This window comes from Sphingobium sp. 15-1 (assembly GCF_013375535.1).
Classification (GTDB): Bacteria; Pseudomonadota; Alphaproteobacteria; order Sphingomonadales; family Sphingomonadaceae; genus Sphingobium; species Sphingobium aromaticivastans.
The window spans coordinates 228,503-253,514 of the sequence record NZ_JABXJG010000001.1 but is presented as its reverse complement, the minus strand read 5'-3'; the positions used below and the strand labels follow the sequence as shown (position 1 = coordinate 253,514).

General features: G+C 64.4%; 28 protein-coding genes. 9 read left to right on the top strand and 19 right to left on the bottom strand.

Annotation, left to right across the window (positions count from 1 at the left end):
- Nucleotides 1–62: 62 nt before the first annotated feature.
- The gene (purT, locus tag HUK72_RS01160) at nt 63–1,232 is read left to right on the top strand and encodes a formate-dependent phosphoribosylglycinamide formyltransferase (protein ID WP_176595155.1); all 1,170 of its coding nucleotides are present in this window, start codon (nt 63–65) and stop codon (nt 1,230–1,232) included.
- A 161-nt stretch (nt 1,233–1,393) separates the two neighbouring features.
- On the opposite strand, the gene HUK72_RS01155 is transcribed toward purT, so the two are convergent.
- Nucleotides 1,394–2,161: a methyltransferase domain-containing protein gene (locus HUK72_RS01155; RefSeq protein WP_176595154.1), complete on the bottom strand. Its 768-nt coding sequence runs from the start codon at nt 2,159–2,161 to the stop codon at nt 1,394–1,396.
- A 75-nt stretch (nt 2,162–2,236) separates the two neighbouring features.
- On the opposite strand from HUK72_RS01155, the gene HUK72_RS01150 reads away from it, so the two are divergent.
- The 3 genes from HUK72_RS01150 to bfr all read left to right on the top strand — a co-directional run bounded on the left by HUK72_RS01150 (nt 2,237) and on the right by bfr (nt 4,335).
- Complete coding sequence (locus tag HUK72_RS01150; protein WP_176595153.1) at nt 2,237–3,481, top strand: DUF418 domain-containing protein; 1,245 nt, start codon at nt 2,237–2,239, stop codon at nt 3,479–3,481.
- Between the two features lie 54 nt (nt 3,482–3,535).
- The gene (locus HUK72_RS01145) at nt 3,536–3,706 is read left to right on the top strand and encodes a bacterioferritin-associated ferredoxin (RefSeq protein ID WP_025547882.1); all 171 of its coding nucleotides are present in this window, start codon (nt 3,536–3,538) and stop codon (nt 3,704–3,706) included.
- 149 nt (nt 3,707–3,855) lie between these two features.
- Nucleotides 3,856–4,335, top strand: coding sequence for a bacterioferritin (bfr, locus tag HUK72_RS01140; protein WP_176595152.1), 480 nt, complete (start codon nt 3,856–3,858; stop codon nt 4,333–4,335).
- Nucleotides 4,336–4,537: 202 nt separating this feature from the next.
- Here the strand turns inward: bfr and HUK72_RS01135 are convergent, their stop codons facing one another.
- Nucleotides 4,538–4,945, bottom strand: coding sequence for a (deoxy)nucleoside triphosphate pyrophosphohydrolase (locus HUK72_RS01135; protein WP_176595151.1), 408 nt, complete (start codon nt 4,943–4,945; stop codon nt 4,538–4,540).
- A gap of 78 nt (nt 4,946–5,023) precedes the next feature.
- On the opposite strand from HUK72_RS01135, the gene HUK72_RS01130 reads away from it, so the two are divergent.
- Nucleotides 5,024–5,209 carry a Flp family type IVb pilin gene (locus HUK72_RS01130; RefSeq protein ID WP_066555411.1) on the top strand — a complete coding sequence of 62 codons (186 nt, stop codon included), beginning with the start codon at nt 5,024–5,026 and terminating at the stop codon, nt 5,207–5,209.
- A gap of 138 nt (nt 5,210–5,347) precedes the next feature.
- Complete coding sequence (locus HUK72_RS01125; protein ID WP_020821044.1) at nt 5,348–5,509, top strand: Flp family type IVb pilin; 162 nt, start codon at nt 5,348–5,350, stop codon at nt 5,507–5,509.
- Between the two features lie 166 nt (nt 5,510–5,675).
- On the opposite strand, the gene HUK72_RS01120 is transcribed toward HUK72_RS01125, so the two are convergent.
- From HUK72_RS01120 to HUK72_RS01100, 5 genes are all read right to left on the bottom strand, one after another.
- On the bottom strand, nt 5,676–7,154 hold the full coding sequence (locus HUK72_RS01120; protein ID WP_176595150.1) for a M48 family metalloprotease: 1,479 nt from the start codon (nt 7,152–7,154) through the stop codon (nt 5,676–5,678).
- Between the two features lie 79 nt (nt 7,155–7,233).
- Complete coding sequence (locus HUK72_RS01115; protein ID WP_176595149.1) at nt 7,234–8,178, bottom strand: acetyl-CoA carboxylase carboxyltransferase subunit alpha; 945 nt, start codon at nt 8,176–8,178, stop codon at nt 7,234–7,236.
- Between the two features lie 11 nt (nt 8,179–8,189).
- On the bottom strand, nt 8,190–9,107 hold the full coding sequence (locus tag HUK72_RS01110) for a tyrosine recombinase (RefSeq protein ID WP_176595148.1): 918 nt from the start codon (nt 9,105–9,107) through the stop codon (nt 8,190–8,192).
- On the bottom strand, nt 9,107–10,933 hold the full coding sequence (locus HUK72_RS01105; RefSeq protein WP_176597686.1) for a hypothetical protein: 1,827 nt from the start codon (nt 10,931–10,933) through the stop codon (nt 9,107–9,109). Before HUK72_RS01105 ends, HUK72_RS01110 begins: the two co-directional genes overlap by 1 nt.
- A 22-nt stretch (nt 10,934–10,955) precedes the next feature.
- Entirely contained in the window at nt 10,956–11,144 is a 189-nt protein-coding gene (locus HUK72_RS01100; RefSeq protein WP_176595147.1) for a hypothetical protein, read from the bottom strand.
- Nucleotides 11,145–11,239: 95 nt separating this feature from the next.
- On the opposite strand from HUK72_RS01100, the gene HUK72_RS01095 reads away from it, so the two are divergent.
- Together HUK72_RS01095 and aroB are read left to right on the top strand one after the other, a co-directional pair.
- A complete protein-coding gene (locus tag HUK72_RS01095) occupies nt 11,240–11,788 on the top strand; it encodes a shikimate kinase (protein WP_176597685.1) in 549 nt (182 codons plus the stop codon).
- Nucleotides 11,779–12,903: a 3-dehydroquinate synthase gene (aroB, locus tag HUK72_RS01090; protein WP_176595146.1), complete on the top strand. Its 1,125-nt coding sequence runs from the start codon at nt 11,779–11,781 to the stop codon at nt 12,901–12,903. The genes HUK72_RS01095 and aroB overlap by 10 nt, the downstream gene beginning before the upstream one ends.
- 188 nt (nt 12,904–13,091) lie before the next feature.
- Here aroB and rpmE read toward each other — a convergent pair whose 3' ends face one another.
- The 12 genes from rpmE to rpsB all read right to left on the bottom strand — a co-directional run bounded on the left by rpmE (nt 13,092) and on the right by rpsB (nt 24,537).
- The gene (gene rpmE, locus HUK72_RS01085; RefSeq protein ID WP_176595145.1) at nt 13,092–13,316 is read right to left on the bottom strand and encodes a 50S ribosomal protein L31; all 225 of its coding nucleotides are present in this window, start codon (nt 13,314–13,316) and stop codon (nt 13,092–13,094) included.
- A 158-nt stretch (nt 13,317–13,474) separates the two neighbouring features.
- Nucleotides 13,475–13,957 carry a 3-hydroxyacyl-ACP dehydratase FabZ gene (gene fabZ / locus HUK72_RS01080; RefSeq protein WP_176595144.1) on the bottom strand — a complete coding sequence of 161 codons (483 nt, stop codon included), beginning with the start codon at nt 13,955–13,957 and terminating at the stop codon, nt 13,475–13,477.
- A gap of 7 nt (nt 13,958–13,964) precedes the next feature.
- Nucleotides 13,965–14,621, bottom strand: a complete 657-nt coding sequence (locus HUK72_RS01075) for an OmpH family outer membrane protein (RefSeq protein ID WP_176595143.1) — start codon at nt 14,619–14,621, stop codon at nt 13,965–13,967.
- On the bottom strand, nt 14,621–17,272 hold the full coding sequence (gene bamA / locus HUK72_RS01070) for an outer membrane protein assembly factor BamA (protein ID WP_176595142.1): 2,652 nt from the start codon (nt 17,270–17,272) through the stop codon (nt 14,621–14,623). The genes HUK72_RS01075 and bamA overlap by 1 nt, the downstream gene beginning before the upstream one ends.
- A gap of 112 nt (nt 17,273–17,384) precedes the next feature.
- Nucleotides 17,385–18,518, bottom strand: a complete 1,134-nt coding sequence (gene rseP / locus HUK72_RS01065; protein WP_176595141.1) for an RIP metalloprotease RseP — start codon at nt 18,516–18,518, stop codon at nt 17,385–17,387.
- Nucleotides 18,515–19,672: a 1-deoxy-D-xylulose-5-phosphate reductoisomerase gene (locus tag HUK72_RS01060; RefSeq protein WP_176595140.1), complete on the bottom strand. Its 1,158-nt coding sequence runs from the start codon at nt 19,670–19,672 to the stop codon at nt 18,515–18,517. The genes rseP and HUK72_RS01060 overlap by 4 nt, the downstream gene beginning before the upstream one ends.
- Nucleotides 19,672–20,451: a phosphatidate cytidylyltransferase gene (locus HUK72_RS01055; protein ID WP_176595139.1), complete on the bottom strand. Its 780-nt coding sequence runs from the start codon at nt 20,449–20,451 to the stop codon at nt 19,672–19,674. Before HUK72_RS01055 ends, HUK72_RS01060 begins: the two co-directional genes overlap by 1 nt.
- Nucleotides 20,452–20,456: 5 nt before the next feature.
- Entirely contained in the window at nt 20,457–21,236 is a 780-nt protein-coding gene (locus tag HUK72_RS01050) for an isoprenyl transferase (RefSeq protein ID WP_176595138.1), read from the bottom strand.
- Between the two features lie 43 nt (nt 21,237–21,279).
- Entirely contained in the window at nt 21,280–21,837 is a 558-nt protein-coding gene (gene frr, locus HUK72_RS01045) for a ribosome recycling factor (RefSeq protein WP_176595137.1), read from the bottom strand.
- 6 nt (nt 21,838–21,843) lie between these two features.
- A complete protein-coding gene (gene pyrH / locus HUK72_RS01040; protein WP_176595136.1) occupies nt 21,844–22,569 on the bottom strand; it encodes a UMP kinase in 726 nt (241 codons plus the stop codon).
- Nucleotides 22,570–22,751: 182 nt separating this feature from the next.
- The gene (gene tsf, locus HUK72_RS01035) at nt 22,752–23,678 is read right to left on the bottom strand and encodes a translation elongation factor Ts (RefSeq protein WP_176595135.1); all 927 of its coding nucleotides are present in this window, start codon (nt 23,676–23,678) and stop codon (nt 22,752–22,754) included.
- Nucleotides 23,679–23,778: 100 nt separating this feature from the next.
- Nucleotides 23,779–24,537, bottom strand: a complete 759-nt coding sequence (gene rpsB / locus HUK72_RS01030) for a 30S ribosomal protein S2 (RefSeq protein WP_046764859.1) — start codon at nt 24,535–24,537, stop codon at nt 23,779–23,781.
- A gap of 247 nt (nt 24,538–24,784) precedes the next feature.
- Between rpsB and HUK72_RS01025 the strand changes: the two genes are divergently transcribed.
- Entirely contained in the window at nt 24,785–25,012 is a 228-nt protein-coding gene (locus HUK72_RS01025) for a hypothetical protein (RefSeq protein WP_176595134.1), read from the top strand.

Sequence of the window (25,012 nt, the reverse complement as noted above, 5' to 3'; positions counted from 1 at the left end):
ACTGGGCTCCTGCCTGCGCAGGAGCACGTTGTTTTTCACGGCCGGCTTTGAGGAGAAACTCCATGGCCTTTACCGCGAAGATTCTCCTCCTCGGCTCGGGCGAACTGGGCCGCGAGTTCGTGATCTCCGCCAAGCGCCTGGGCGCTGAGGTCATCGCCTGCGACAGCTACGCCGGCGCGCCAGCCATGCAGGTAGCGGACGGCTATGAGGTCTTCTCGATGCTCGACGCCAACCTGCTGGCTCAGGCCATCGAAAAGCATCAACCCGACTTCGTGGTCCCGGAAATCGAAGCGATCCGCACCGAGGTGCTGGCCGATTTCGAAGCGCGCGGCGTGACCGTCGTGCCGTCCGCCCGCGCCACGATCATGACCATGAACCGCGACCGCATCCGCGAAGTCGCGGCGGTCGAGCTGGGCCTGCGCACCTCTCGCTATCGCTATGCCGAAACGCTGGAGGAAGTGCTGGCGGGCGCCGAACATAGCGGCCTGCCCTGCGTCATCAAGCCGGTCATGTCCTCCTCCGGCAAGGGGCAGAGCACTGTCCGCACCGCCGACGAGTTGGAAGCGGCATGGAATTACGCCGTCGCCAATATGCGCGGCGACCGCAGCCGGGTGATCGTCGAGGAGTTCATCGCCTTCGACTATGAGATCACCCTGCTGACCGTGCGCAGCCGCGAGGGCGTCAGCTTCTGCCCGCCCATCGGCCACCGGCAGGAGCGCGGCGACTATCAGGAAAGCTGGCAGCCCACGCCCATGTCAAACGCGGCGCTGGCCGCCGCGCAGGACATGGCGCGCAAGGTGGTCGACAATCTGGGCGGTTACGGCATTTTCGGCGTGGAATTTTTCGTGAAGGGAGAGGATGTGATCTTCTCCGAATTGTCGCCGCGCCCGCACGATACCGGCATGGTGACGCTGATCTCGCAGAATATGAGCGAGTTCGACCTGCATGCCCGCGCCATATTGGGCCTGCCGGTACCGGAGGTGACGCTGCGCGGTCCGGCGGCTTCGGCGGTGATATTGGCGGATCGGGAGTCGGACGACTTCCGGTTCGAAGGATTGGCCGAAGCGCTCTCGACGCCCGGCGGGGAAGTCGACCTGCGCCTGTTCGGCAAGCCGACGACCCGCCCCTATCGCCGCATGGGCGTGGCTCTGGCGCAGGCGGAGGATGCGGACAGCGCAAGGGCCGTGGCGGCGGAAGCCGCGGACAAGGTCAGGATCGTTTACGGCGAATAAGGGTGAGAGCGGACATTCTACCTGCACCGTGCTCCTGCGCAGGCAGGAGCCCAGTCCTGCCCTCAGTGTATCATCCCAACACCTGAACTGGGCTCCTGCCTGCGCAGGAGCACGGTGCGCTGAACGGCGGCAATTGACCCATTGCAGCCTTTCAGCTCCCCCTAACCCGCCCGCGTCACGCGACCAAACAGCACCTGATACACATCATCCCCGCCGCTTTCCTCGAAGGCAGCCATCACCCGGCGCAAATCCTTGGGCGGCAGCGGTTTGCGGCCTTCATCCGGCACCACCGCGCCAATGCCCTTCAGATGCGCGATCAACCCCTTCGCCCCGCCGCAGGCCAATCCATAATCCTCGTCAAAGGCAAAGGCGTCATCGAAACGCCCCATCATCCCCTGCAACGCTGCCAAAGACGGATAGTCGGGAATGCCAGCCCGCAACCCGCCAACCGCATGCGCCGCGCGCCAGCGGGCGAAACTGCCCTGCCCCATGGTCGAAAAGATCAGACTCCCCCCCGGCCGCAACAATCCGGCCAGACGAGCGATGGCGCTTTCCAGATCGTCGAACCATTGAAAGGCCAGGCTGGAAAGGATCAAGTCAAACCACTGCCCTTCGAAGATCGGCGCTTCGCCGTCCATCGTCAGGAATGTGCCCGCGACCAGCCCCCCCGTCGCCGCCCGCGCCAGCATGTCGGGCGACAGGTCCGTCACCACCAGCTCAGCGCCGGGCCAGCGCGCCTGGATGTCGCGCGTCAGGAAACCGGTGCCGCAGCCAATCTCCAATATCCGGCCGACGCCGCCGGGCTTCTGCCGCTGGGCGAGATCGGCCACCAGGGCGGCAGCCGACCGCTGCGGCCCGGCATGATCGTCATAATGCCCCGCCGCCGCGCCGAAAGCGTCGCTTATTCGTTGCTTGCGCCGACCATTCATGGCTAGTCGCATTGGCAGAGCCCCGAACTCTTTTCCAGCCACTTTTCCAGCCCTCTTCAAGGACAGCCCCGACCGATGACCGCCCCTTCTTCCCGGATTCCCGCCATGGACGTGCTGCGCGGCTGCGCGGTCATGGGAATCCTCTGGATGAACATCGCGGCCTTCGCCCTGCCCGAACAGGCCTATTTCAGCCCGGCGGCGGCAGGTCCGCTCTCCATGGGCGACACCGCTTTCTGGACGGTCAGCTTCATGGCGGTCGACGGCAAGATGCGGGCGCTGTTCTCCATGCTGTTCGGCGCGTCGATGCTGCTGCTGATCGACCGGGAGGAAATGGCCGGACGCGACGGACGGCAGGCACAGATGATCCGCGCCGCCTGGCTGTTCGTCTTCGGCCTCGCCCATTATCTGCTGCTGTGGTGGGGCGACATATTGATGATCTACGCGCTGGTGGGGCTGGCCGCTCTGCCATTCGCGCGCAAGGAGCCGCTGGCGCTCGTCAAATGGGCCTTTCTTTTCTTCCTCGCGCATTTCCTGGTGTGCGCGGGATTCATCGGCACGCTTTACGCCTGGGGCCATGCCGCCACAGCGCCCGACGGGGCCAGCCATGTCAGCGCAGGTTTCGCCAATTTCATCGCTTCGCTTTCCGACCCCGCGCATCCGGCGATCCGAAGCGAATATGGCATCTATCGCGGCGGCTATGCCGGCATCTTCCTGCATCATGTCGCGCTGTTCAGCGGCCAGTGGCTGACGACATTGCCCTTCGTCGCCTTCGATACGCTGGGCTTCATGCTGCTGGGCATGGCGATGCTGAAGGGCGGATTCCTGACCGGACGCTGGCAGGCGGAGCAATATTGGCGGACGGCGCGGCATTGCTTCCTGATCGGACTGATCCCGATGGCGGCGCTCGCGATAGGGATCATCTCCAGCCGGTTCGCGGCGCTCACCACCTTGGGGTCGGTGCTCGCCTGGTCCTTTCCCTTCCGCATACCGCTGGCCGTGGGCTGGGCCGCCCTGATCCTGTGGCTGTTCACGCGCCATCGCGACCGGCCCCTCATGGCGCGAATCGCCGCCGTCGGCCGCCTGGCGCTCAGCAATTATCTGGGCAGCAGCATCGTCATGTGCGCGATCTTCTATGGCTGGGGGCTTGGACTGTTCGGCCATGTGCCGCACCGCGCGATGCCGCTGTTCGTCCTGGGGGCATGGGCGGCCATGCTGATCTGGTCGCCGCTCTGGCTGCGCCGATTCGCACTGGGGCCAGCGGAATGGCTGTGGCGCAGCCTGGCGCGGGGCAAAACGCAAAAGATTCGCAACAGCGACTGAATCTCTATTGCGACCTATTATCATCTGCGCTATCTCCCTGCTCAGGAGATGTGCATGGTTGTCTGTGTCTGCAATGCCATTCGGGAAAAGGACCTGAAGGAAGTGGCCCGCGAAGGCTGCGCAACGCCTTGCAGCGCCTATGCGCGCCTCGGCCGCCGGCCCAAATGCGGCCAGTGCGTGCCCTTCGCCCGCACGATCATTGCGGCGGAACGCGCCTCCATCTGAGGCCACTGCGAATCAAGCGCATCCGGCTGCCGCGAACTCGACGCAATAGCGCGGCATAAAATGGCGGATTTCCGCGGCTTTCCGGATTAACAAACGGATCCGAAACGCTTATGATCCCGGCACTTTCCTGACAGCCGGAGAAGAACGCCATGAAGGGCGACGCCAAGGTCATCGAATATCTGAACGAGGTGCTCAAAAATGAGCTGACCGCGATCAACCAATATTTCCTCCACTATCGCATGCTGAACCATTGGGGCATCGGGAAGCTGGCCAAGTTCGAATATGAGGAATCGATCGACGAGATGAAGCACGCCGACAAGCTGGCGGAGCGCATCCTGTTCCTCGACGGCCTGCCCAATTTCCAGTTGCTTGGCCGGCTGAAGATCGGGGAGACGGTGGAAGAAATACTGAAGGCCGACCTTGAGCTTGAATATGAAGCGTTGCCGGTGCTGAAGGACGCCATCGCCTATTGCGAATCGATTCGCGACTATGTGAGCCGCGACCTGTTCCAGCACATCCTCGAAAGCGAGGAAGAGCATGTCGACACGCTGGAAACCCAGTTCGAGATGATCGACCGCATGGGCATCCAGAATTACATCCAGCTACAGAGCAAGGCTGCCGAGGAATAAGCGGCGCGACAGGGCTGGCCCATCCGGCGCGCCGGCCCTATCATCACTGCCTTCGGATTCCCGCTATTTGAATGACTCAACCATTTGAATGACATTGCGCTCCTGCGAAGGCAGGAGTCCAGTTCCAGTGTTTCGCCTGGGCTCTCACGAGCCATTTGTCTCGTTCGAGTGCCTTCGCAGGAACAGGCAGCATCTAGACAAGCTAAATCAGCGAATCCAGCAGACCGATCAGCGGCAGGTCCGCTGGCGGCATCTCCAGCGCATACATTTGCGCGGGACTGACCCACTGGAGCGCGGTCGCATGCCGCGCTTCGGCTATGCCCTGCCATTTGCGGCAGACATAGAGCAACAGCAGCAGATGGCGGTCGCCCAGCGGCTCGCTCGCGAAGGTCGCGGGCGCGAGGCAGCTCGCATGGGTGCGGATGCCCAATTCCTCCTCCAGCTCCCGGATCAGCGCGGTTTCGGGCGCTTCCCCCGCTTCCACCTTGCCGCCGGGAAACTCCCAGAGATGCGCCATCGGCTTTCCCGGCGGGCGTTGCTGCAAAAGAACGCGGCCGTCCGCGTCGACCAAAGCGGCGGCGACCACCAAAAGGGGAGAAATTATCGTCATAATGGTCCGACTTGAGGGGTTTGTTAACTCTGCCACTTTTACAAGGGCATTCTGGGCTGTGTGTAAATGGGGTGTGGCATGCGCGCATTGTTTAAAAACTTCAGCTTTTGGAAGCTGATCTACTGCCAGCGCGGCGCGACGGCGGTGGAATATGGACTGATTCTCGCCCTCATCTGTCTCGCCATCATCGGCGCCATGTCGAACGTCGCCAACAAGACCATCGGCATGTGGAACAATGTCGCAACCGAAGTACTGGCGCATTAACCATCTATATCTGACACCCCTGTCCTCTCATTAAATCTTTATCAACCCACCCATTCTACACCAGTTGAAGCTGACCTTCATTTCAAGCGGGGGGCGGCCGGGTAGTTAAACGTGTAACTTGAGGCAAGGAGACTTCCAATGCAGTTCATCCGCAAGATGATGAAGAACGAAAAGGGCGCGACCGCCATCGAATACGGTCTGATCGCCGCTCTCATCGCTGTCGCCGCCATCGGCGCCATGACCAGCCTGGGCGGCAAGCTCGGCAACACCTTCAACAATGTCTCGGGCAACCTGAAGTAAGCTCGAACACATTAGAGCGATTTCCAAGCCATCGAAATCGATTGCTGGTTAAGAAATCGCGGAAAAGCAAAGAAATAGAGCGCTTGATCTCATGCAATCAGATCAAGCGCTCTAACGAAAAAGGGCGACGGAAGCAATTCCGCCGCCCTTTTATTGCGCTTCGGTCTTACCAAGTGACGATCTTCACCCGCTGGCTAGGCCGCAACACGCTGTTGGCTGTCAGGGCATTGATCGTCAGGAAACGGTCCAGCGCATAATCCGTATAGGCCATGCGTTTCGCCAAGGACTGGACGGTGTCGCCAGCCTTGACGGTGACGACATCGACCCGGCGGGGCTTGATCGCCGCCGCTTCCTGGACCGAAAGGCGCTGCACTGACTGGACCATGGTCGAAAAGGGACCGATTCCCTGTCCCGCCGCCGTCAGCAGCAGGAAGTGATAGGCCTTCCCGCCCCCGAAATCATAAGCGAAGACGGTTGCGTCGACCTGGCTCGACTGGGTGCTGGCCCGGACGGTGCGCCAGGCGGCGGGAAGCCCGTTGACGGTGGTGCGACGGACTTCGCCGGGCGGAACGCCGCCATTGCCGCCGCCCAGCTTGGCGAACACCGAATCGATATAGGCGGACAGGTCGCCACTATAGGGAGCCGCGCTGAACTGCGCCTGCCCACCCGATCCCGCGACCGTGACGGCGCTCGCGCCATTTTCCATGCCAAAGCCCGACGGCGCGGCAAAACTCAGCCGCAGGTCGGGATGGCGGAAACGGTTGCCGTCGATCACGCCCTGCTTCGGATCGTCGCCGTACAGCACGCCGTCCAACGCATTCAGAAAGGCGTCCCGGTTGCGCACCGTGCTTGTAGAACCGCTGTTCGCCGCGTTACGGGCGGCACGGCCGACGCGGGAGGCCGGATCGGGATGGGTGCTCGCCCATTCGGGCATCGAGCGGGCGCTTCCCGCAACCTTGGCGTCCAGGCTGCTCTGCGCCGCCAGCGAGGCCAGCATGGTCGACAGCGCCTTGGGGTCGTAACCGCCCGACGCCAGATAGCGGATGCCCAGATCGTCCGCCTCATATTCCTGGCTGCGCGAGAATTTGAGCGTCAGCAACTGGCTACCCTGGCCGATCCCCTTTTGCAGCAAGCCCGTCAGCGTCGAATCGCCCAGCAAAGCGCCGGTCAGCACCTGAAGCAACGTGCCGCCAATGGCGTTGCGCTGCGCCGTCTGCTGCCGCCGCTGGCCATGCTGGGCCGCGACATGGCCGATCTCATGACCCAGCACCCCTGCAAGCTCCGCTTCGTCATTCATCAGCGCCATGAGCTGGCGCGTCACATAGACATAGCCGCCGGGGATGGCGAAGGCGTTGTTCACCGGCGAATTGAGCAGGGTGACGGTGAAATCCCCCTGCGCATTGGACAGGCCGGATTGGACCGCGATGCGGCGGCCGACGCCCTCCACATATTTCGCCTGAGGTCCGGCATAGGCGCCGCCAAATTCGTTGAGAAGCTGGGGATGCTGCTTGGCGCCGGCTTCCTTTTCCTGCGGGCTGATCGACGAAACCGTGCGAATCGCCCGCTGCTGGCCTTCCACAGACGGCGCGGCGGCCAGGGCGATCAAGCCCAAGCCCGCATAAGCCAGATATGATAGCTGCTTCACGGTACCTCCTGCATCCCCTGTTACCATGGCGTAACGAGGGATAGCAGGCGCAAGTTCCCCGAAATAGGGGGTTGAGCGATCACACGCCGATGGCGAGGAACTTGTCGGCGCGGTCGGTGCGCAGCGCGTCGGCGCTCATGCCCGACAGCGAATCCAGTTCCTGGCCGATGGCGGCGCCCAGATTGGCGATCGCCTGCACCGGCTCGCGATGCGCGCCGCCGACCGGTTCCGGCACGATGCGGTCGATGACGCCCAGCGACTTCAAATGCTGCGCCGTCACCTGCATCGCCGTCGCGGCGTCGCTCGCCCTTTCCGCCGTGCGCCAGAGGATCGACGCGCAGCCTTCGGGCGAGATCACCGAATAGACCGCATGTTCGAACATCAGCACGCGATTGGCCGCCGCCAGCGCCACCGCGCCGCCAGAGCCGCCCTCGCCCACCACGGCCGCGACCATCGGCACGCCCAGCGCCAGGCATTGTTCGGTCGAGCGGGCGATGGCTTCCGCCTGTCCGCGCTCCTCCGCCTGCACGCCGGGGAAGGCGCCCGACGTGTCGACCAGCGTCACCACCGGCAGGCTGAAACGGTCGGCCAACTGCATCAGGCGGATCGCCTTGCGATAGCCCTCCGGCTTCGCCATGCCGAAATTGTGGCGGACGCGGCTGGCGGTATCGTCGCCCTTTTCATGGCCGATCACGACCACGCGCCGGTCGCCCAAAGTCGCGAATCCGCCGATGATCGCCTGATCGTCCGAAAAGGCGCGGTCGCCAGCGAGCGGCATGAAATTGTCGAACATGCCCGCCACATAGTCCTTGAAATGCGGACGGTCGGGATGGCGGGCGACCTGCGTCTTCTGCCAGGGCGACAGCTTCGCATAGGTGTCGACCAGCATTTTCGAAGCGCGCTGCTCCAGCTTGTCGATCTCGCCGCTGATGTCGATGTCGCCCGCATTGGCGGTCGCGCGCAGTTCGATGATCCGCGCTTCCAGCTCCGCGATGGGCTTTTCGAATTCGAGAAAACTAACCATGGCGCATGGCGTTAGGGCGGAGACACGTCGCCGTCAACGCGCCGATGCGTCATGGAAGCCAGCGGATGGCGGCTGTTGACCAGTTCGACCAGCCGGCGGCTGTCGACATGGGTATAGATTTGCGTGGTGCCGATGTCGGCATGGCCCAGCATGGATTGCAGGGCGCGCAGGTCCGCCCCGCCCTCCAGCAAATGGGTGGCGAAGGCGTGGCGCAGCACATGGGGGCTGACCCGTTCGGGCGCGATCCCGGCGGCGGCGGCCAGCGCCTTCACCATCTGGTAGAGGCGAATCCGGCTGACATGGCTCTTGCCGGAGGGGAAGAGCCAAAGGCTGTCGGCGGGCACATGATGCAGCCAGGCGGCCACGGCGGCACGGGCTCGGTCGGAAATCGGCACCAGCCGTTCGCGAGCGCCCTTGCCCTTCAGGATCAGGAAGGGCCGGTCGGACGCCAAAGCCCGGCGCGGGAGCGACATCAGTTCGGTCGCGCGCAGGCCGGAACCGTAGAGCAGTTCGATCAGCGCGGACAGGCGCAGGTCGAGCGGCGAGGGATGTTCGACGGCCAGCTTCCCGGCGATCAGCGTGAAAAGCGAATCGACCTCCTGCGTCGAGAGGATCTTGGGCAGGGAACGGCGAGTCACGGGGCGCGGCAGGGCGGCCGAGGGATTGTCGGCCCGCAGCCCCTCCTCCTCCAGAAACCCATAGAAGGCGCGCAAGGCCGAGGATTTCCGCGCCACCGAAGAGGCGGCCAGTTCCGCCCATGCCGTCGCCAGTTCGGCTATGCCGTCCTTGGTCGCGGTGGCGAGGCCGCCCACAATCTCCCCCGCGCCCAGCAGATCGGCCCGGTAAGCCAACAGCGTGTTGCGGGAGGCGCCGCGTTCGGCCGCCATCATCTCCAGAAAGCGGTCGATCAGCGCGGCATCGTCGCCCATCAGAGCCGCGTCATCGCCTCCGCCGCGATCATCCTCGCCTCGGGATCGAGCCCGACGCGATGCAAGGCCGCAACGATATGATAGAGGTGGAAAGCCGGCAGGCGGTTCCAGTCGGCGGTCTGCATGCCGACCGCCGCCAGCAGCGCGACGCTGCCCTTCTCGCCCCGTCCGGCGGCCGCGTCGATGGCGCGTGACCAGCGGCTGGCGGCGTTCAGGTTGAAGCCGTTATCCTGCGCCAGTGACGCGCTGTCCTGCGCGTTGAGGCGGGACAGTCCCGCCAGTGCCGCGATCAGCATCTGCGTCTTGCGCGCATCGGCCTGCTTGGCGAAGGAGGAGACCCGGCCCGAGCCGATCTCCACCACGGAGCTGGGCGCGCCGACCGCCAGCAAGGCCCAGAGATCGCCCGCGCCATCGCCATCCGCCTGAGCCGCGAGCCGCGCCCATTGGGCGGCGCTGCGATCATAACCGGCGGTGAACATCGCCGCGACCAGATTGGCGGCATCGCGGGCGCCGAGGTCCGAAACAGGCAGCGCCGCCGCCGCCCGCGCCGTCGCGATCAGGCCGACAAAATCGGGCCGGGCTTCATTCTGCCAGAGCGTCCGCATCGCCTGAAGCCGCTCGTCCGCGCCTGCCCCCGAATATGCGGTGCGCAGCGCATCCATCCGGTCGGCGGCATTGGCGGGCACATCGCCATCGGCCTGCAACTGGCTGTAGAAACCGACCAGCGCCTTGTTGGAAAAGACGCCCAGCCGGGCCGCCACTTCGGCGCCCGGCAAACGTCGAACGGCGGACAAGGCAGGCGCGCGCGCTTCCCAGGCGCGGACATGCGATCCGACCGTGCCGTAGAGATCGTCCGGGATTTCGACATTGAGCGCCGTCGCCAGACCGAAACGCCAGGCGGTCAGGCGGTCGACCGCATCCCATTCGATCTTGACCGAGCGGCGGGCGTTGAAGCCGGTGCCGACGACCTTTTCCGCCAGGCGATAATCGATGCCGCGCACCACGCCGCGCCGCTGCGCCTGGTTGAGCGCGCCGCTGGCCGATCCCTGATCCCCCGACAAGGCCGGGCAGATGGCGCGGGTCATGTCCCAGCCCGGCTCCTTGCTGAACCGCAGCGCGCCCGCCGACAGCGGGCACAGGCCCGCCGGATCGGCCGTCGCCAGATAGGTCTGCATGGCAATGGCGTAGAGGCGCGGGGTGAACTGGTCGGAATCGACGCTCTGCACCAGCAGGCGGGCGCTGTCCGCCTCCCCCATGCGGAGCAGCAGCCAGGCGCGTTCGGCCACCCAGTCGGCGCCGTTAATGTCCCTGGGCGTATCGGTCGCGGACAGCAGCGCCCGCCGCAGCAGGATGGAGGCCCAGCGCGATGCGATCGGCGCATGCGTCTCCTTCATCAGCGTGGCAAGGAACTGGCCGGACTGCGCGCCGAAGGCATTGGGCGCGAGGCCCAATCGCTCAGGCGTCAGCGGCCCCACCCGGTCGAGCGAGCGATGCGCATTTTCGGGAAGATCATATTTCGCCTTCTGCGCGGCGATCTCTTCCTCGGACAGCCCTTCTGCAGCCGCGTTATCGGTGCTGTCGGCGCTGTCGTCCGTCACCGCGAAGCTGGGCGGCTGGACCGGTACGGACGGCGCGGCGGTCGTCGGTGCGGCAGGCCCCTGCGCCGGACGGGCGGGCTGGGACGGCGCGGGAGCGGGCGATGCGGGCGCATCGCCAAAGCCGGGCGGCAACAGGGATTCGGGCGCCTGCTGCGCGACGACCGGCAGCGCCAGTGCCAGCGCAAAGCTGCCCAGCGCCCATTTCGCGTTCACCCGCCGCTCCTTCATGCCCATTATTGGCCCATGCCGCTTACTGGCCCAGCTTTTCGGCGGGAATCACTTTTTCCACGCGCGCCTGCGGCTTTTCGCCGCCGCGCGACCAGAGCAGGCCGACGATCGCGACCAGCACGATAACCGCGATGATGGGAATGATCGGCAGGGACGCCTTGCGACGGCGCGAGCTGCCTTCAAAACTGCTGTAGGAACGGTTGCGCTTCATGGGTCCTGTTCTGGCTGGCTGTGTCTGGCTGGGCCAAAGCTCAAGGAAAGTTGCGATTTGCCTTGTCGGCGCGGGGATGTATAGCCCCGCTCGCCATGCAGCGAAACAGCAAATCCGCCGAAGCGCGTGCGAAGCGCGGCCCCATCGTCCTGGTGGGCATGATGGGCGTCGGCAAATCGACCGTCGGGCGGCGGCTGGCGGCGCGGCTGGGGGTCGGCTTCGTCGACGCGGACGAGGAGATCGAAAAGGCCGCGGGCATGACGATCACCGAAATGTTCGAACGCTATGGCGAGGCCTATTTCCGCGACGGCGAGCGGCGCGTGATCGCCCGGCTGATGGATGGCGCACCCAAGGTGATCGCCACCGGCGGCGGCGCCTTCATGCAGGAGGAGACGCGGGCGCTGATCCTGGATCATGCGCTGGCGATCTGGCTGAACGCCGACATCGACACGCTGGTCGACCGGGTGTCGCGCCGCGAGGGGCGTCCGCTGCTGAAAGGCAAGGACCCCCGCGTCGTGCTGACCGAACTCGCCGCGATCCGCAATCCGGTTTACGCGCTCTGCCCCATCCATGTGAAAAGCGCCGCCGCGCCACATGATGTGGCGGTCGACAGCATCATGGAGCAGCTTTCCCAATGGCACTAGTTCGCGTCGCGCTGGATGCGCGCAGTTACGACATCGTGATCGAACAAGGAGCGCTGGACCGGGCGGGCACGCATCTCGCGGGCTATGCGCGCCAAAGAGCAGATACGCGGCGGCTGGTGGTCGTGACCGACGCCCATGTCGCCAAGGCGCAGCTTCCCCGGCTGGAGGCGAGCCTGCGCGCCGCCAATATCGCGGTCGAGCCGATCATCCTGCCGCCGGGCGAGCAGACCAAGAGCTGGCGCCATCTGGAGGAACTGCTCGACGCGCTGCTGGCGCTGGAGATCGAGCGGGGCGACCATGTGGTGGCGCTGGGCGGCGGCGTGATCGGGGATCTGGTGGGCTTCGCCGCCTCGATCCTGAAGCGGGGGTGCCATTTCATCCAGGTGCCGACGACATTGCTGGCGCAGGTGGACAGTTCGGTCGGCGGCAAGACCGCGATCAATGCGCGGGCGGGCAAGAATCTGATTGGCAGCTTCTATCAGCCCGCGCTGGTGTTGATCGATCCTTCGACGCTGGACACGCTGCCGGCGCGGGAAACGCGGGCGGGCTATGCCGAGGTCGTGAAATATGGCCTGATCGACGATCCCGACTTCTTCGCCTGGTGCGAGGCGGAGGGGCATAAGCTGCTGTCGGGCGATGCGCAGGCGCGTGAATATGCGATCGAGCGCAGCGTGAAGGCCAAGGCGGCGATCGTCGCGGATGACGAGCGGGAGACGTCCGGCCGCCGGGCGCTGCTGAACCTGGGGCATACTTTCGGCCACGCGCTGGAGGCGGACACCGGCTTTTCCGAGACTTTGCTTCATGGCGAGGGCGTGGCGGCGGGCATGGCGCTGGCCTTCCGCTATTCGGTGCGGCTGGGGCTGTGCGCGGCGGAAGAGGCGGAACGCGTGACGACGCATCTGAAAGCCGTCGGCCTGCCTTATGACCTTGCCAGCGCGCATGTGACGGCGGACGGCGCGGCGCTGGTCGCGCATATGCTGCACGACAAGAAGATGGCGGCGGGCACCCTGCCCTTCCTGCTGGCGCGGGGGATCGGGCGGACCTTCCTGTCGAAAGATGTCGTGCTGGAGGATGTCGCCGCGTTTCTGGACGAGGATCGCGCTGCGGCGGGTTAAGCGCGAAACGGGAATGTTGGCGAGGACGGGGAGCGGACCTTCTGCTTTCCTCGAATTACACTGTACTCCTGCACAGGCAGGAGCACGGTGCGCTGAATGATTGACTGGCCAAAACCCGTCTCCATCCAACACAAACAAAAAGGGCGCCCCGAAGGCGCCCTTTCCCATCATTCCCTTGGAAGGGTCGATTACTTCTTCAGCGTCAGGCCGCCGAAACGCTTGTTGAAGCGCGCCACCTGGCCGCCCTGCTCCAACTGACGGGTGCCGCCGGTCCAGGCAGGGTGCGACTTGGGGTCGATGTCGAGCGCCAGCGTGTCGCCTTCCTTGCCCCAGGTCGAGCGGGTGAGGAAGGTGGTGCCGTCGGTCATCTGGACGGTGATGAAGTGGTAATCGGGATGCGTATCGGCCTTCATGGGTCTGCTCCGTCTATGGGCCGGTTTCCGACCGGCCATGGATGCGAAAAATTGCGAAGGCGCGCCGTTACATGGGTTTCGCCGCGAAAGCAAGGGATGTTCCCAGAAACGGTCATTCCCGCGAAGGCGGGAATGACAAAAATAAGCGGGCCTGACGCTCAATCCTTCGGCGGATCAGCGATCATCGCGACGAAATGAGCTTCCGCGTGGAGCTTGCCGTCGATCATCGCCTTGCCGCTGAACTTGCAGACGGCGCCGCGCATCTGCACGACTTCGACATGCAGGTCGAGCAGGCACCCCGGCTCAACCGGATTGCGGAACTTCACCCCGTCTATGCTCATGAAATAGACGAGCTTGCCCGAACCGGCGAGGTTCAGCGACTGTACCGTCAGCACCCCCGCCGCCTGCGCCATCGCCTCCACGATCAGCACGCCCGGCATGATCGGGCGGCCGGGAAAATGGCCCTGGAAGAAAGGTTCGTTGATCGACACCGCCTTGATCGCGTGGATCGATGTGTTGGGCACAATCGAAACCACGCGGTCAACCAGCAGCATCGGATAACGGTGCGGCAGCGACGCCATGACCCCCCGAATATCGAAGGGGCCGATGGCGCCGGACACGGCGTCAACCTGATCCGTCATCGAACGATCAGCGCGACGTCGGCTGCTGCGACGGGTTGGCGGGCGCTGCGGCAGGCGCGCCGCCCTGACCCTGACGGCCCGGCTGCCAGCCGGCGGGCGGGACGATGCCGACGCTGGGCACCAGCGCGTTGAGCTGGGTCACTACCGACTGGGTGATGTCAACGGTCGGCTGATAGGACACGGTCGCGTCGGGCGACAGGATCAGGTCGACCTTCGCCTGGGTCATGGCAGCCTTGAGCGCGTCCGACAGCTTGGCCGAGATCTGCTCCTCGACATAGGCGTTGGCGAGCGCGATCGGCTGGCCAAGACGCTGCAGTTCGGCCTGACCGTCCTGACCGGCCTTCTGATAGGCTTCATATTGAGTCTGGATCGCCGGGGTCGGCTTGTTGCCGGCAGCCTTCATCGCGGCTTCCAGAGCGGTGCCCTTCGCCTTCAGATCGGCGTCGATCGCATTCTTGCGCGCGGTGAAGCTGTCGATCTGCGCCTTGTAGGTGGTCTGGATCTGGGTGCGCGCGGTGGAATAGGCCGAGCTGGTGGCGACGGCGCGCTGCAGGTCGACGACGGCGATGCCGGTCTTCGACTGGGCAGCGGCCGGAACGCTGGTCAGCGCCATGGCGGTCATCGGCGCCAGAACCAGCGCGGCAGCCTTGAAAATCGTCTTCATCAGAATTGAGTCCCTACGTTGAAGGTGATGAGTTTGGTGTCGTCCCCTGGTTCCTTGAGCAGGGCCTTGGCGATGTCGATGCGGAACGGGCCGAAGGGCGAGTTCCAGTTGACGCCAAAGCCGACGGACACGCGCGGTTTCAGCGTGTCGCCCAGATATTCTTCTTCAAACGGCCCGATGATAAGCGTGTGCGTGTTTTGCGTCGGGTCCGTGGTGTTGTCCCCCGGGCAGACGCCATCGCTCACCGCCTGTGTACGCTGGCCCGTGGCAATGTTGGAACACACGCCCGGCGAATGGCCGATCACCGACGGATTGCGCAAACCGGCAACGGCGCCCGCATCGACGAAGACCGACGGACGCAGACCCATTTCGCGAGCGCCCGAACCGAGGGGAATTTCAACCTCCGCCCGCGCCATATAATAGATGCGGCCGCCCAACGCATCGTCGCTGACATTGCTGTTGCCGGCCTGACGGACATAATTGCCGTTCTCGTCCTTGGTCAGATACCAGCGCTTCACGCGGGGGCCGACGCCGCGAATGTCGAAGCCGCGAATCTGCGGCTCGCCCAGGAAGAAGCGGTCGGTCAGACGGATCGGATCGACCAGAGCGCCCGTGGCATCCCGGCGGTCGCCCTCCAGGCTATGAATATAGCCGCCTTCGGCCGAAATCGAGAAGATGAACCCTTTGCCCAAGGGCCAATATTTCGACCCGTTGAGCCGCGTCCGCACATATTTGACGCTGCCTCCAAGACCGGCAAAATCCTGGCTGAGAACGATGTTCTGCCCACGCGTCGGACGGATACGGTTGTCACGCGTGTCGTAGATCAGCGAATAGCCCAGCGACGATGTCGTGCGCTTGCCAATCGCATCGCAAAGATAGCGCCCGGCCAGCAAGGGGTCGCATTCCAGCGTGCCATTGCCGTCAATATCGGAATAATAAGTGCTCTTGTCGAGCGTCACATCATCCAGGTTCAGCGTATAGCGCAGCGCCAGCGACATATATTCGGTGATCGGCACGCCCGCCCGCAACTGGAAGCCGGTGGTGGTCTGCTGATAGGTCGTGTCGCGGTCGTTATTGTTCAGATAACGGAAGCTGTTAAGGTCACGGCGATAGATGTCGCCGCCCAGCGCGATATTCTTGTCCATGAAATAGGGCTCGGTGAAACCCACTTCCACCGACTTGCTGTATGCCGAATAGTTGACGCTGGTGCGCAGTTCCTGACCCTTGCCGCGGAAGTTGCGCTGGGTGATCGACGCCGAGACGATGAACCGCTCCAGCGAGGAGAAACCGGCCGACAGCGACAGTTCGCCGGTCGATTTTTCCTGCACATTGGTTTCCAGCACGATGCGGTCGGGCGCGGAACCGGGCTTCTGCTCGACATCCAGCTTTTCCTGGAAGAAGCCGAGCGAATTGATGCGGTCCTTCGAACGCTTGACCAGGAAGCTGTTGAAGGCGTCCCCTTCCGCCAGGCGGAATTCGCGGCGGACCACCTTGTCCTGCGTCAGCGTGTTGCCGTTGATGTCCACCCGCTCGACATAGACGCGCGGCGCGTTGGCGATGCGGAAATCGATCCCCATCGTCAGCGTGTCCTTGTCGCGGTTGAAGTCCGGCGACACGTCGGCAAAGGCATAGCCGAACAGGCCCGCCGTCTCGCTCAGCGTGTCGACCGTGTCCTCGACCTGCTTGGCGTTGTACCACTGCCCCTTCTTCATCGGCAGCATCTTGGTCAGCGAATCGCCCGACAGGTCGCGAATGTCGCTGTTGACCTTCACGTCACCGAATTTGTAGCGCTGCCCTTCCTCCACCACATAGGTGATGATGAAGTCCTGCTTGTCGGGGGTCAGCTCCGCCACGGCAGAGATCACGCGGAAATCGGCATAGCCTTCGGTCAGGTAGAATTGGCGCAGCTTCTGCTGATCATACGCCAGCCGATCAGGATCGTAGCTGGTGCCCGAGGAGAAGATGCGGAACCAGCGCGACTGCTTCGTCACCATCTGGCTGCGCAGTTCGCCGTCCTTGAACTTCTCATTGCCGATGATGTTGATCTGGCGGACCTTGGATTTCGGCCCTTCGGAGATTTCGAAGACGATGTCGACGCGGTTCTGGTCGAGCTGCACCATCTTCGGCTCGACGGTCGCGGCGAAGCGGCCCTGACGGCGATAGAGTTCGATGATGCGGGCGACGTCGGCGCGGACTTTGGAGCGCGTATAGATCTGACGCGGAGCCAGTTTTATTTCAGGACGTATCTTGTCTTCCTTGAGGCGCTTATTACCTTCAAGGACGATGCGGTTGATGACCGGGTTTTCCTTCACCTCGACGGTCAGCGCGCCATTGTCGTTGCGGATCTGGACGTCAGCGAACAGCTCCGTCTCGTAAAGGTCGCGCAGCGCCTGGTCGAGCGATTCCTGGGTGAAGGGCTGGCCGACCCGCAGCTTGGTGTAGGACAGCACCGTGTCCGGTTCCAGCCGCTGGATGCCGGTCACGGCGATGTTGCGGATCGTTCCGACTGCGGGCGTCGCCGCAGGGACGGGCGCAGGGGCAGGAGCCGCCGGGGCGTTTTGCGCTACAGCCGGAACCGCTGACATGCCCGCGATCATCGTCGTCGCCAACAGGGCCACGACGACCGGGCGCTGCCTGTTGCTGCTCATCATCGCTGTCACCCGCTCCACCTTCTACAAAAAAGCAACATGCCGTTCACACCGGACCCATTCCGTTCACATCCGGAAAGACGGCGCCAAATCGCGTCCTCCTGCCCGATACGGCTCAGCCGATCAAGCCGGACAGACGATCCCACAGGCCAAAAGAGGATAAATCGTTGAATGTTACCAGCACCATCATCGCCAGCAGGACGGCCAGACCGGAGCGATAGGCCCATTCCTGCACCTGCGGGCTGACCGGCCGCCGCTGTATCGCCTCCACCCCGTAGAACAGCAAATGGCCGCCATCCAGCATCGGGATTGGCAAGAGGTTGATGAACCCCAAGTTAATCGAGATGAGCGCCATGAAGAAGACGAAGCTCTCCACCCCCAGCGTCGCCGCCTGCCCGGAGACCTCCGCGATCTTGAGCGGGCCGCCCAGTTCCTTGACCGACCGGCCGCCGCCGACGATCTGGCCTAGCGTCTCGACCATGGTGCGGATGATCTGCCCGGTACGCTCGATCGCGACGACGGGCGCGCGGGCGAGACTGACCGGCTCGATCACCGGTTCGCCGGGCGCCAGCCCCAAGCGGCCGATGCGGAATTTGTTGCCGAAGCCGTCATCCTCCTGGACCGCGCCGACATTGCCCTGCTTTTCGAACAGCTTGCCCTTGCGGTCGATCACGATGGTCACGGGTTCGCCCGGACGGATCTGCGCGAACAGGCGGATATCGTCGAAAGTCGCCATTTCCCGGCCGTTTAGCGAGACGATCCGGTCCCCCGCGACGATGCCTGCCGCCGCCGCCGCGCTGCCCGGCTGCACCTGACCCGCGACGGCGGGCGTGCGGCTTTCGCCATGGACGAAGGCGAAGGTCGCGAGGATCAGAATGGCGAAGAGGAAATTGATCGCGGGGCCAGCCGCAACGATGGCCGCCCGCTGCCACAGCGGCTTGGCCGGGAAGCTTTCCGCCCGTTCGGCGGCGGGCATTTCCAGCCAGCGCGGATCGGTCTGGCTGGCGGCGTTCATGTCGCCCTTGAAGCGGACATAGCCGCCCAGCGGCAGCGCGCCCAAGCGCCAGCGGGTGCCGCGCCTGTCCGTCCAGGCCGCGATTTCCGGACCGAAGCCGATCGAAAAGGCCTCCGCCTTCACCCCGCACCAGCGGCCCACCAGATAATGGCCCAGCTCATGCACGAAGACGAGCGGTCCGATGACTGCGACAAAAGCAATGACAGTCAGCAGGAAACCGGGATTCTGGATCAAGCGGTCAATCTTTCCATCACGAGGCCAGCCATCATACGCGCCTGCCCGTCCGCTTCCAGCACATCGTCGATCTGGCGGGGCACAGGCGCGCTATAGCGGTTCAGGACATCCTCCACAATCATGGCGATATCAAGGAAGCCGATGGCGCCTTTGAGGAAAGCCGCGACCGCGACTTCATTGGCGGCATTCAATATGGCGGGGGCCGCCCCGCCCTGCTGCGCCGCCTGACGCGTCAGCCGCAGCGCCGGGAAGCGCGCCTCGTCCGGCGCCTCGAAGTCCAGACGGCCGATCCGGGCCAGGTCCAGCGGCTGGCAGGGCGTGGCGATCCGCTCCGGCCAGGCGAGCGCGTGGGCGATGGGGATGCGCATGTCGGGCGAGCCGAGCTGCGCCAATGTGGAACGGTCGCGATACTCGACCATGCTATGGATGACCGACTGCGGATGGACGAGGATCTCGATCCGGTCGAGCCCGATGGGGAAAAGATGGGCCGCCTCGATCAGTTCCAACCCCTTGTTCATCATCGTCGCGCTATCGACGCTGATCTTCGCGCCCATCGACCAGTTGGGATGCGCCACCGCCTGGGCCGGGGTGATGCCGCGCATCTCCTCCCGGCTGCGGGTGCGGAAGGGGCCGCCGCTGGCGGTCAGCGTGATCCTTGCCACATCTTCCAAATGGCTGCCCGCAAGGCATTGGAATATCGCATTATGCTCGCTGTCGACCGGGAGCAGCGTGGCGCCCGACGCCGACACCGCATCCATCATCAGCGCGCCGGCCGACACCAGCGATTCCTTGTTTGCCAACGCCACCGTGCCGCCGGCCTTCAGCGCCGCCATGGTGGGACGCAGACCCGCGCAGCCGACGATCGCGGCCATGCTCCAGTCGGCTCCCGCCTGCGCAGCCTCGACCAGCGCGCCCTCTCCCGCCGCCGCTTCCACGCCGGAACCGCGCAGCGCGTCCTTCAGCGCTTCATAATGGGCATCTTGGCCAATAACGGCCAGCTTAGCATTGCTTTGCCGCGCCGCGGCCGCCAAACCCGCCACATCGTTATGCGCGGTGAGCGCGACGACCCCATAGGCGTCAGGATCGCGCTGGATCAGGTCCAGCGTCGACATGCCGACCGAGCCGGTCGCACCAAAGATCGAAACCGTCTTCATCAGGGGAACACCAGAAACATATAGCAGGCCGCCGCGAGGGGCGCCGCCGCGACCACGCCGTCCAGCCGGTCCATCACTCCGCCATGGCCGGGCAGCAGCGTGCCGCTATCCTTCACCCCCGCGCGCCGTTTCATCCAGCTTTCCAGCAGGTCGCCCAGTTGCGCAGCCACCGCCAGCAGGCCGCTGGCCGCCGCAAGCTGCACCGGCAACCCGGCGAAACGGTGGAGCAGGAACCCGATCAGCAGCGCTGCCAACACGCCACCGCCCAGGCCCGCCCAGGTCTTGGACGGGCTGATCCGGGGCGCGAGCTTTGGCCCACCGATCGCACGGCCCGCGAAATAGGCGCCGATGTCGGTCGCCCAGACCAGCGCGAGCGCCCAGAGGGTCAGCAGCAGGCCTGAGGGATTTGGTGCGCCCTGAGCACGAAGGTACAGCAAAGCCATCACCGGCACGACGATATAGGGCACGCCCAGCGCCAGCTTCAACGACCGGCCCACCAGCGCGACGAAGAAGAAGGCCGCCGCCGTCAACGCGAAGGCCAGCCAGGACACGCCAGCCGCCAGCGGACAGAGGATCGCCAGCGGCACCGACACGGCGTACATCCCCAGCTTGCGATTCTCTGGCGAGGCGCCGGTCAGATCGCCCCACTCCCCCTGCATCAGCACGCCCGCCACGGACAACAGCATCCAGAAGAAGAAACCGCCCGCAAACAGCGCGCCCAAAGCCAGCGCTATAAGGAGGACGCCGACGATTGCGCGGGTACGAAGCTCGCTCGACATGCGCGTCACAGCCCGCCGAAACGGCGGTCCCTCAAACGGAAGGCATCCAGCGCGGCGGCCAGCGCCCGCCCATCGAAATCCGGCCACAGCATGTCGGTGAAGTAAAGCTCCGCATAGGCGGCCTGCCACAGCATGAAATTGCTGAGCCGCTGCTCGCCCGAGGTGCGGATCATCAGGTCCAGCGGCGGCAGGTCGGCAGTATAAAGCGCCGCATCGACGTCCCCGATGCCGATCTCCTCCGCCGCAATCTCTCCGGCGGCGACGCGGCGCGCCAGGACTTGCGCCATCCGCACCAGCTCATCCTGCGCGCCATAGTTGAGCGCAATGGCGATGATCGGGCCGCTATTCCCGGCGGTCCGCGCCACGGCGCCTTCGATCAGGTCGACCAGCGACGGATCGAGCGCCTGATAATTGCCGATGATCCGCAGCCGCACGCCATTGGCATGGAACTCGTCGAGGTCGGACTGGATGAAATGGCGCAGCAGGCCCATCAGGTCCGCCACCTCGCTCGCCGGACGCTTCCAGTTTTCCGAGGAAAAGGCGTAGAGCGTCAGGCATTCCAGCCCCAGCTCCCTGGCGGCGCGGGCGACGCGGCGCACCGCCTCCACCCCGGCGCGATGCCCGGCGATGCGCGGCAGGAAGCGCTTCTTCGCCCAGCGGCCATTGCCGTCCATGATGATGGCGACGTGACGGGGTCCGGGGGACCCCGTGCGGATGCCATCGACGTGGCGCGCACCATGGGCTGGCGCACCGCTGCTGAGATCGGGCTTTGCCTGGCTGGCCATCAGAGGATCGATCGCGCCATGGGGAAGGATGGAAGGTCGCGGCTCACTGGCCGAGAATTTCCTTCTCCTTCGCCGCCGTCACCGCGTCGATGTCTGCGATGGTGCTGTCGGTCAGCTTCTGAACTTCGGTTTCCAGGCGCTTGCGCTCGTCCTCGCTGATTTCGCCCCTCTTCTCGTCGGTCTTCAGGCTGTCCATGCCGTCGCGACGGACGTTGCGCACGGCGATGCGGGCGCCCTCCGCATATTTGCTGGCGAGCTTGGCCAGTTCCTTGCGGCGCTCTTCGGTCAAGTCGGGGATCGGCAGGCGCAGCGTCTGGCCATCGACGATCGGGTTCAGGCCCAGGCCCGCCGATCGGATCGCCTTGTCGCAGGGACCGACATTGGTCTTGTCCCACACCTGGACCGACAGCATGCGCGGTTCGGGCGCGGAAACGGTCGCCACCTGGTTGAGCGGCATATGCGCGCCATAGACCTCGACCGTCACCGGATCGAGCAGCTGGATATTGGCGCGGCCGGTACGCAGACCCGCCAGATCGCCCTTCAGCGATTCGACGGCGCCGTGCATGCGGCGTTCAAGGTCGGCCTTGTCATATTGAGCCATTGTATTTCAGCGCTCCTGATTTTGCACGATCGTCGCCACACCGTCACCGGCCAGCACCTTGGCCAGATTGCCGGTTTCGCGGATGTTGAACACGACGATGGGGATATTGTTTTCGCGGCAAAGGGCAATGGCGCTCGCGTCCATGACCTTCAGATTGTCGTTCAGCACCTGATCGAAGCCGATTTGCTCATAGCGGACGGCACCCGCCACCTTCTTGGGATCGGCATTGTAGACGCCATCGACGCTGGTGCCCTTGAACAGCGCGTCGCAATTCATTTCCGCCGCGCGCAAAGCCGCCGTGGTGTCGGTGGTGAAGAAGGGGCTGCCCGTGCCCGCCGCGAAGATGACGATCCGGCCCTTTTCCATGTGCCGCACCGCCTTGCGCCGGATATAGGGCTCGCAGACGGATGCCATGGGAATGGCCGACTGGACGCGGGTATCATAACCCAGCTTTTCCAGCGCATTCTGCACCGCCAGCGCGTTCATCACGGTGGCCAGCATGCCCATATAATCGGCGCTCGTCCGGTCGAAGCCCTTGGCCGCCCCCGCCAGACCCCGGAAGATATTGCCCCCGCCGACGACGACGCACAGCTCGAAACCGGCATCCTTGGCCGCCGCGATTTCGCCCGCGACCCGGTTGACGGTCTCCGGCTCGATGCCGAACTGCCCCTGCCCCATCAGCACTTCGCCCGAGAGTTTCAACAAGATGCGCTTGAAGGCAGGTCGGGTCATGCCGGGCAATATTCCTTTATGAACGGGCCCATTTAACCGGGCAAGGAAATGGCGCGCACCTTAAGCAGCGCGCGCCATATTGTGAAGCGGGGTTTTAAGTCCCGAACTTCCTTAGCGTTCGTGCGGGCGATGTCGAGAAGCCTCAGCCTCCCGACATCGTCCGAAGCGAACGATCTATCGGATCAGACGCCGGCGGCCGCTGCGACTTCCGCCGCGAAGTCGCTCGTTTCCTTCTCGATGCCTTCACCGAGCTGGAAGCGGACATAGTTTTTCAGCGTGATCGACGCGCCGGCTTCCTTCGCCGCCTTGGCGACGACATCAGCGACCGGGGTCTTGTTGTCCATCACGAAGAGCTGCGACAGAAGCGCGTTTTCCTTGGCGTATTTCGCGACTGCGCCGTCGACCATCTTGGCGACGATCTCAGCGGGCTTGCCCGATTCGGCAGCCTTCTCAGCGGCGATGGCGCGCTCACGCTCCAGCAGGGCCGGATCGATGTCGGCGGCCGACAGCGCCAGCGGGAAGGCAGCGGCGATGTGCATCGCAATCTGCTTGCCCAGCGGCTCCAGAACGTCAGCCGACGCATCGCCTTCCAGCGCGACCAGAACGCCGATCTTGCCCAGACCCGGAGCAGCCGCATTGTGGACATAGGGCACGACCACGCCCTGGCTCACTTCGACCTGGCCGATGCGGCGCAGGGTCTGGTTTTCACCGATGGTGGCGATGTTCGCGACCAGCTTTTCCGAGACGGTGCCGCCCGAAGGATAGGCCGCGCTCGACAGCGCCTCGGCGTCGGCAGCGCCAGTTTCCAGCGCGATGGTCGAAACCGTGCGGACGAAATCCTGGAACTGGTCGTTCTTGGCGACGAAGTCGGTTTCGCTGTTCACTTCGACGGCGACGCCCTTGGTGCCGGCGACGGCAACGCCGACCAGACCTTCAGCGGCGGTGCGGCTCGACTTCTTCTGCGCGGCGGCCAGACCCTTGGCGCGCAGCCAGTCGGTCGCCGCTTCGATGTCGCCATTGGCTTCGGTGAGCGCCTTCTTGCAGTCCATCATGCCCGCGCCCGAACGGTCGCGCAGTTCCTTGACGGCGGCAGCGGTAATTTCGGCCATGTTTCGGCTCCTAAATGTTTCGGGTGTTTCCAATAAGCGCTAGGGCGCGATCCATCGGAGCGCGCCCTAGCCTGTCAATCTTGCAGTTCGAAGACCGCTATCAGGCCTGAGCGACGACCTCTTCGGCCTCGGGCTCGTCCAGAGCGCCCAGGTCAACGCCCGAAGCCTGCTGCGCACCACGGTTGCCCTTGGTGGCGGCGGCGGCGATGGCGTCGCAATAGAGGCGGATCGCACGGCTGGCGTCGTCATTCGCCGGAACCGGGAAAGCGATGCCGTCGGGCGAGACGTTCGAATCGAGGATCGCGACGACCGGGATGCCCAGCGTGTTGGCTTCCTTGATCGCCAGCTCTTCCTTGTTGGCGTCGATCACGAACATGACATCGGGGATGCCGTTCATGTCGCGGATGCCGCCCAGCGACAGTTCGAGCTTCTCGCGCTCGCGGGTCATCTGAAGGACTTCCTTCTTGGTGAAGCCGTGGGTGTCGCCCGACAGCTTCTCTTCCAGGGTCTTCAGACGCTTGATCGAGCCGGAGATGGTCTTCCAGTTGGTGAGCATGCCGCCCAGCCAGCGGTGGTTGACGAAATGCTGGCCCGACTTGCGGGCGGCTTCAGCGATCGGATCCTGCGCCTGGCGCTTGGTGCCGACGAACAGCACCTTGCCGCCGGCGGCGACGGTCGCGGAAACGAAGTCCAGGGCGCGGCCGAACAGGGGCACGGTCTGCGACAGGTCGAGGATGTGGATGCCGTTGCGCTCACCGAAGATATACGGCTTCATGCGCGGGTTCCAGCGGTGGGTCTGGTGGCCGAAATGGGCGCCAGCCTCGATCAATTGGTGCATGGTGACGACAGGTGCCGCCATAATATTTCTCCTTCCGGTTACACCTCTGGGAATCAGGAACTGGGCGTCACGCACAGCACCGGATATGTCGATTCCCATGTGGAATGGGCGCGCCTTTAGCCGCGCAGGAAAGCATATGCAAGGGGGTTGACTCTCCATTCCGGATGGAACATAAGAAGAACATCGGGAACAAACAGCGGATTTGCGCGGTTTGCGCCGGTATAGTGAACCAAGCCGTGAAAATGGCAAGACAGAAAGTGATCTGCTTATGTTCGCACTGGTCGCAGCATGTGTTTTCATCGGATCGTTCCTGCTGGCCGCAGGCACCATCGTCGGCATGTTCCTGGCTTATCATGACAAGATGGTCGCGGCGCTGACGTTCGAACCAATCCCGCAGGACGCGCCGGTCTATCGCCTGCGGATCAGCCGCCGCCGCGCCCGCCCGTCGACGCGGCAGGCCATTCCCGCCTTCATCCCGGCCGCCTTTGCGGCCTGA

Coding starts and splice junctions, on each gene's coding strand:
- purT (WP_176595155.1), top strand. CDS start 63: ATGGCCTTTACCGCGAAGATTCTCCTCCTCGGCTCGGGCGAACTGGGC.
- HUK72_RS01155 (WP_176595154.1), bottom strand. CDS start 2,161: ATGAATGGTCGGCGCAAGCAACGAATAAGCGACGCTTTCGGCGCGGCG.
- HUK72_RS01150 (WP_176595153.1), top strand. CDS start 2,237: ATGACCGCCCCTTCTTCCCGGATTCCCGCCATGGACGTGCTGCGCGGC.
- HUK72_RS01145 (WP_025547882.1), top strand. CDS start 3,536: ATGGTTGTCTGTGTCTGCAATGCCATTCGGGAAAAGGACCTGAAGGAA.
- bfr (WP_176595152.1), top strand. CDS start 3,856: ATGAAGGGCGACGCCAAGGTCATCGAATATCTGAACGAGGTGCTCAAA.
- HUK72_RS01135 (WP_176595151.1), bottom strand. CDS start 4,945: ATGACGATAATTTCTCCCCTTTTGGTGGTCGCCGCCGCTTTGGTCGAC.
- HUK72_RS01130 (WP_066555411.1), top strand. CDS start 5,024: ATGCGCGCATTGTTTAAAAACTTCAGCTTTTGGAAGCTGATCTACTGC.
- HUK72_RS01125 (WP_020821044.1), top strand. CDS start 5,348: ATGCAGTTCATCCGCAAGATGATGAAGAACGAAAAGGGCGCGACCGCC.
- HUK72_RS01115 (WP_176595149.1), bottom strand. CDS start 8,178: ATGGTTAGTTTTCTCGAATTCGAAAAGCCCATCGCGGAGCTGGAAGCG.
- HUK72_RS01110 (WP_176595148.1), bottom strand. CDS start 9,107: ATGGGCGACGATGCCGCGCTGATCGACCGCTTTCTGGAGATGATGGCG.
- HUK72_RS01105 (WP_176597686.1), bottom strand. CDS start 10,933: ATGAAGGAGCGGCGGGTGAACGCGAAATGGGCGCTGGGCAGCTTTGCG.
- HUK72_RS01100 (WP_176595147.1), bottom strand. CDS start 11,144: ATGAAGCGCAACCGTTCCTACAGCAGTTTTGAAGGCAGCTCGCGCCGT.
- HUK72_RS01095 (WP_176597685.1), top strand. CDS start 11,240: ATGCAGCGAAACAGCAAATCCGCCGAAGCGCGTGCGAAGCGCGGCCCC.
- aroB (WP_176595146.1), top strand. CDS start 11,779: ATGGCACTAGTTCGCGTCGCGCTGGATGCGCGCAGTTACGACATCGTG.
- rpmE (WP_176595145.1), bottom strand. CDS start 13,316: ATGAAGGCCGATACGCATCCCGATTACCACTTCATCACCGTCCAGATG.
- fabZ (WP_176595144.1), bottom strand. CDS start 13,957: ATGACGGATCAGGTTGACGCCGTGTCCGGCGCCATCGGCCCCTTCGAT.
- HUK72_RS01075 (WP_176595143.1), bottom strand. CDS start 14,621: ATGAAGACGATTTTCAAGGCTGCCGCGCTGGTTCTGGCGCCGATGACC.
- bamA (WP_176595142.1), bottom strand. CDS start 17,272: ATGATGAGCAGCAACAGGCAGCGCCCGGTCGTCGTGGCCCTGTTGGCG.
- HUK72_RS01060 (WP_176595140.1), bottom strand. CDS start 19,672: ATGAAGACGGTTTCGATCTTTGGTGCGACCGGCTCGGTCGGCATGTCG.
- HUK72_RS01055 (WP_176595139.1), bottom strand. CDS start 20,451: ATGTCGAGCGAGCTTCGTACCCGCGCAATCGTCGGCGTCCTCCTTATA.
- HUK72_RS01050 (WP_176595138.1), bottom strand. CDS start 21,236: ATGGCCAGCCAGGCAAAGCCCGATCTCAGCAGCGGTGCGCCAGCCCAT.
- frr (WP_176595137.1), bottom strand. CDS start 21,837: ATGGCTCAATATGACAAGGCCGACCTTGAACGCCGCATGCACGGCGCC.
- pyrH (WP_176595136.1), bottom strand. CDS start 22,569: ATGACCCGACCTGCCTTCAAGCGCATCTTGTTGAAACTCTCGGGCGAA.
- tsf (WP_176595135.1), bottom strand. CDS start 23,678: ATGGCCGAAATTACCGCTGCCGCCGTCAAGGAACTGCGCGACCGTTCG.
- rpsB (WP_046764859.1), bottom strand. CDS start 24,537: ATGGCGGCACCTGTCGTCACCATGCACCAATTGATCGAGGCTGGCGCC.
- HUK72_RS01025 (WP_176595134.1), top strand. CDS start 24,785: ATGTTCGCACTGGTCGCAGCATGTGTTTTCATCGGATCGTTCCTGCTG.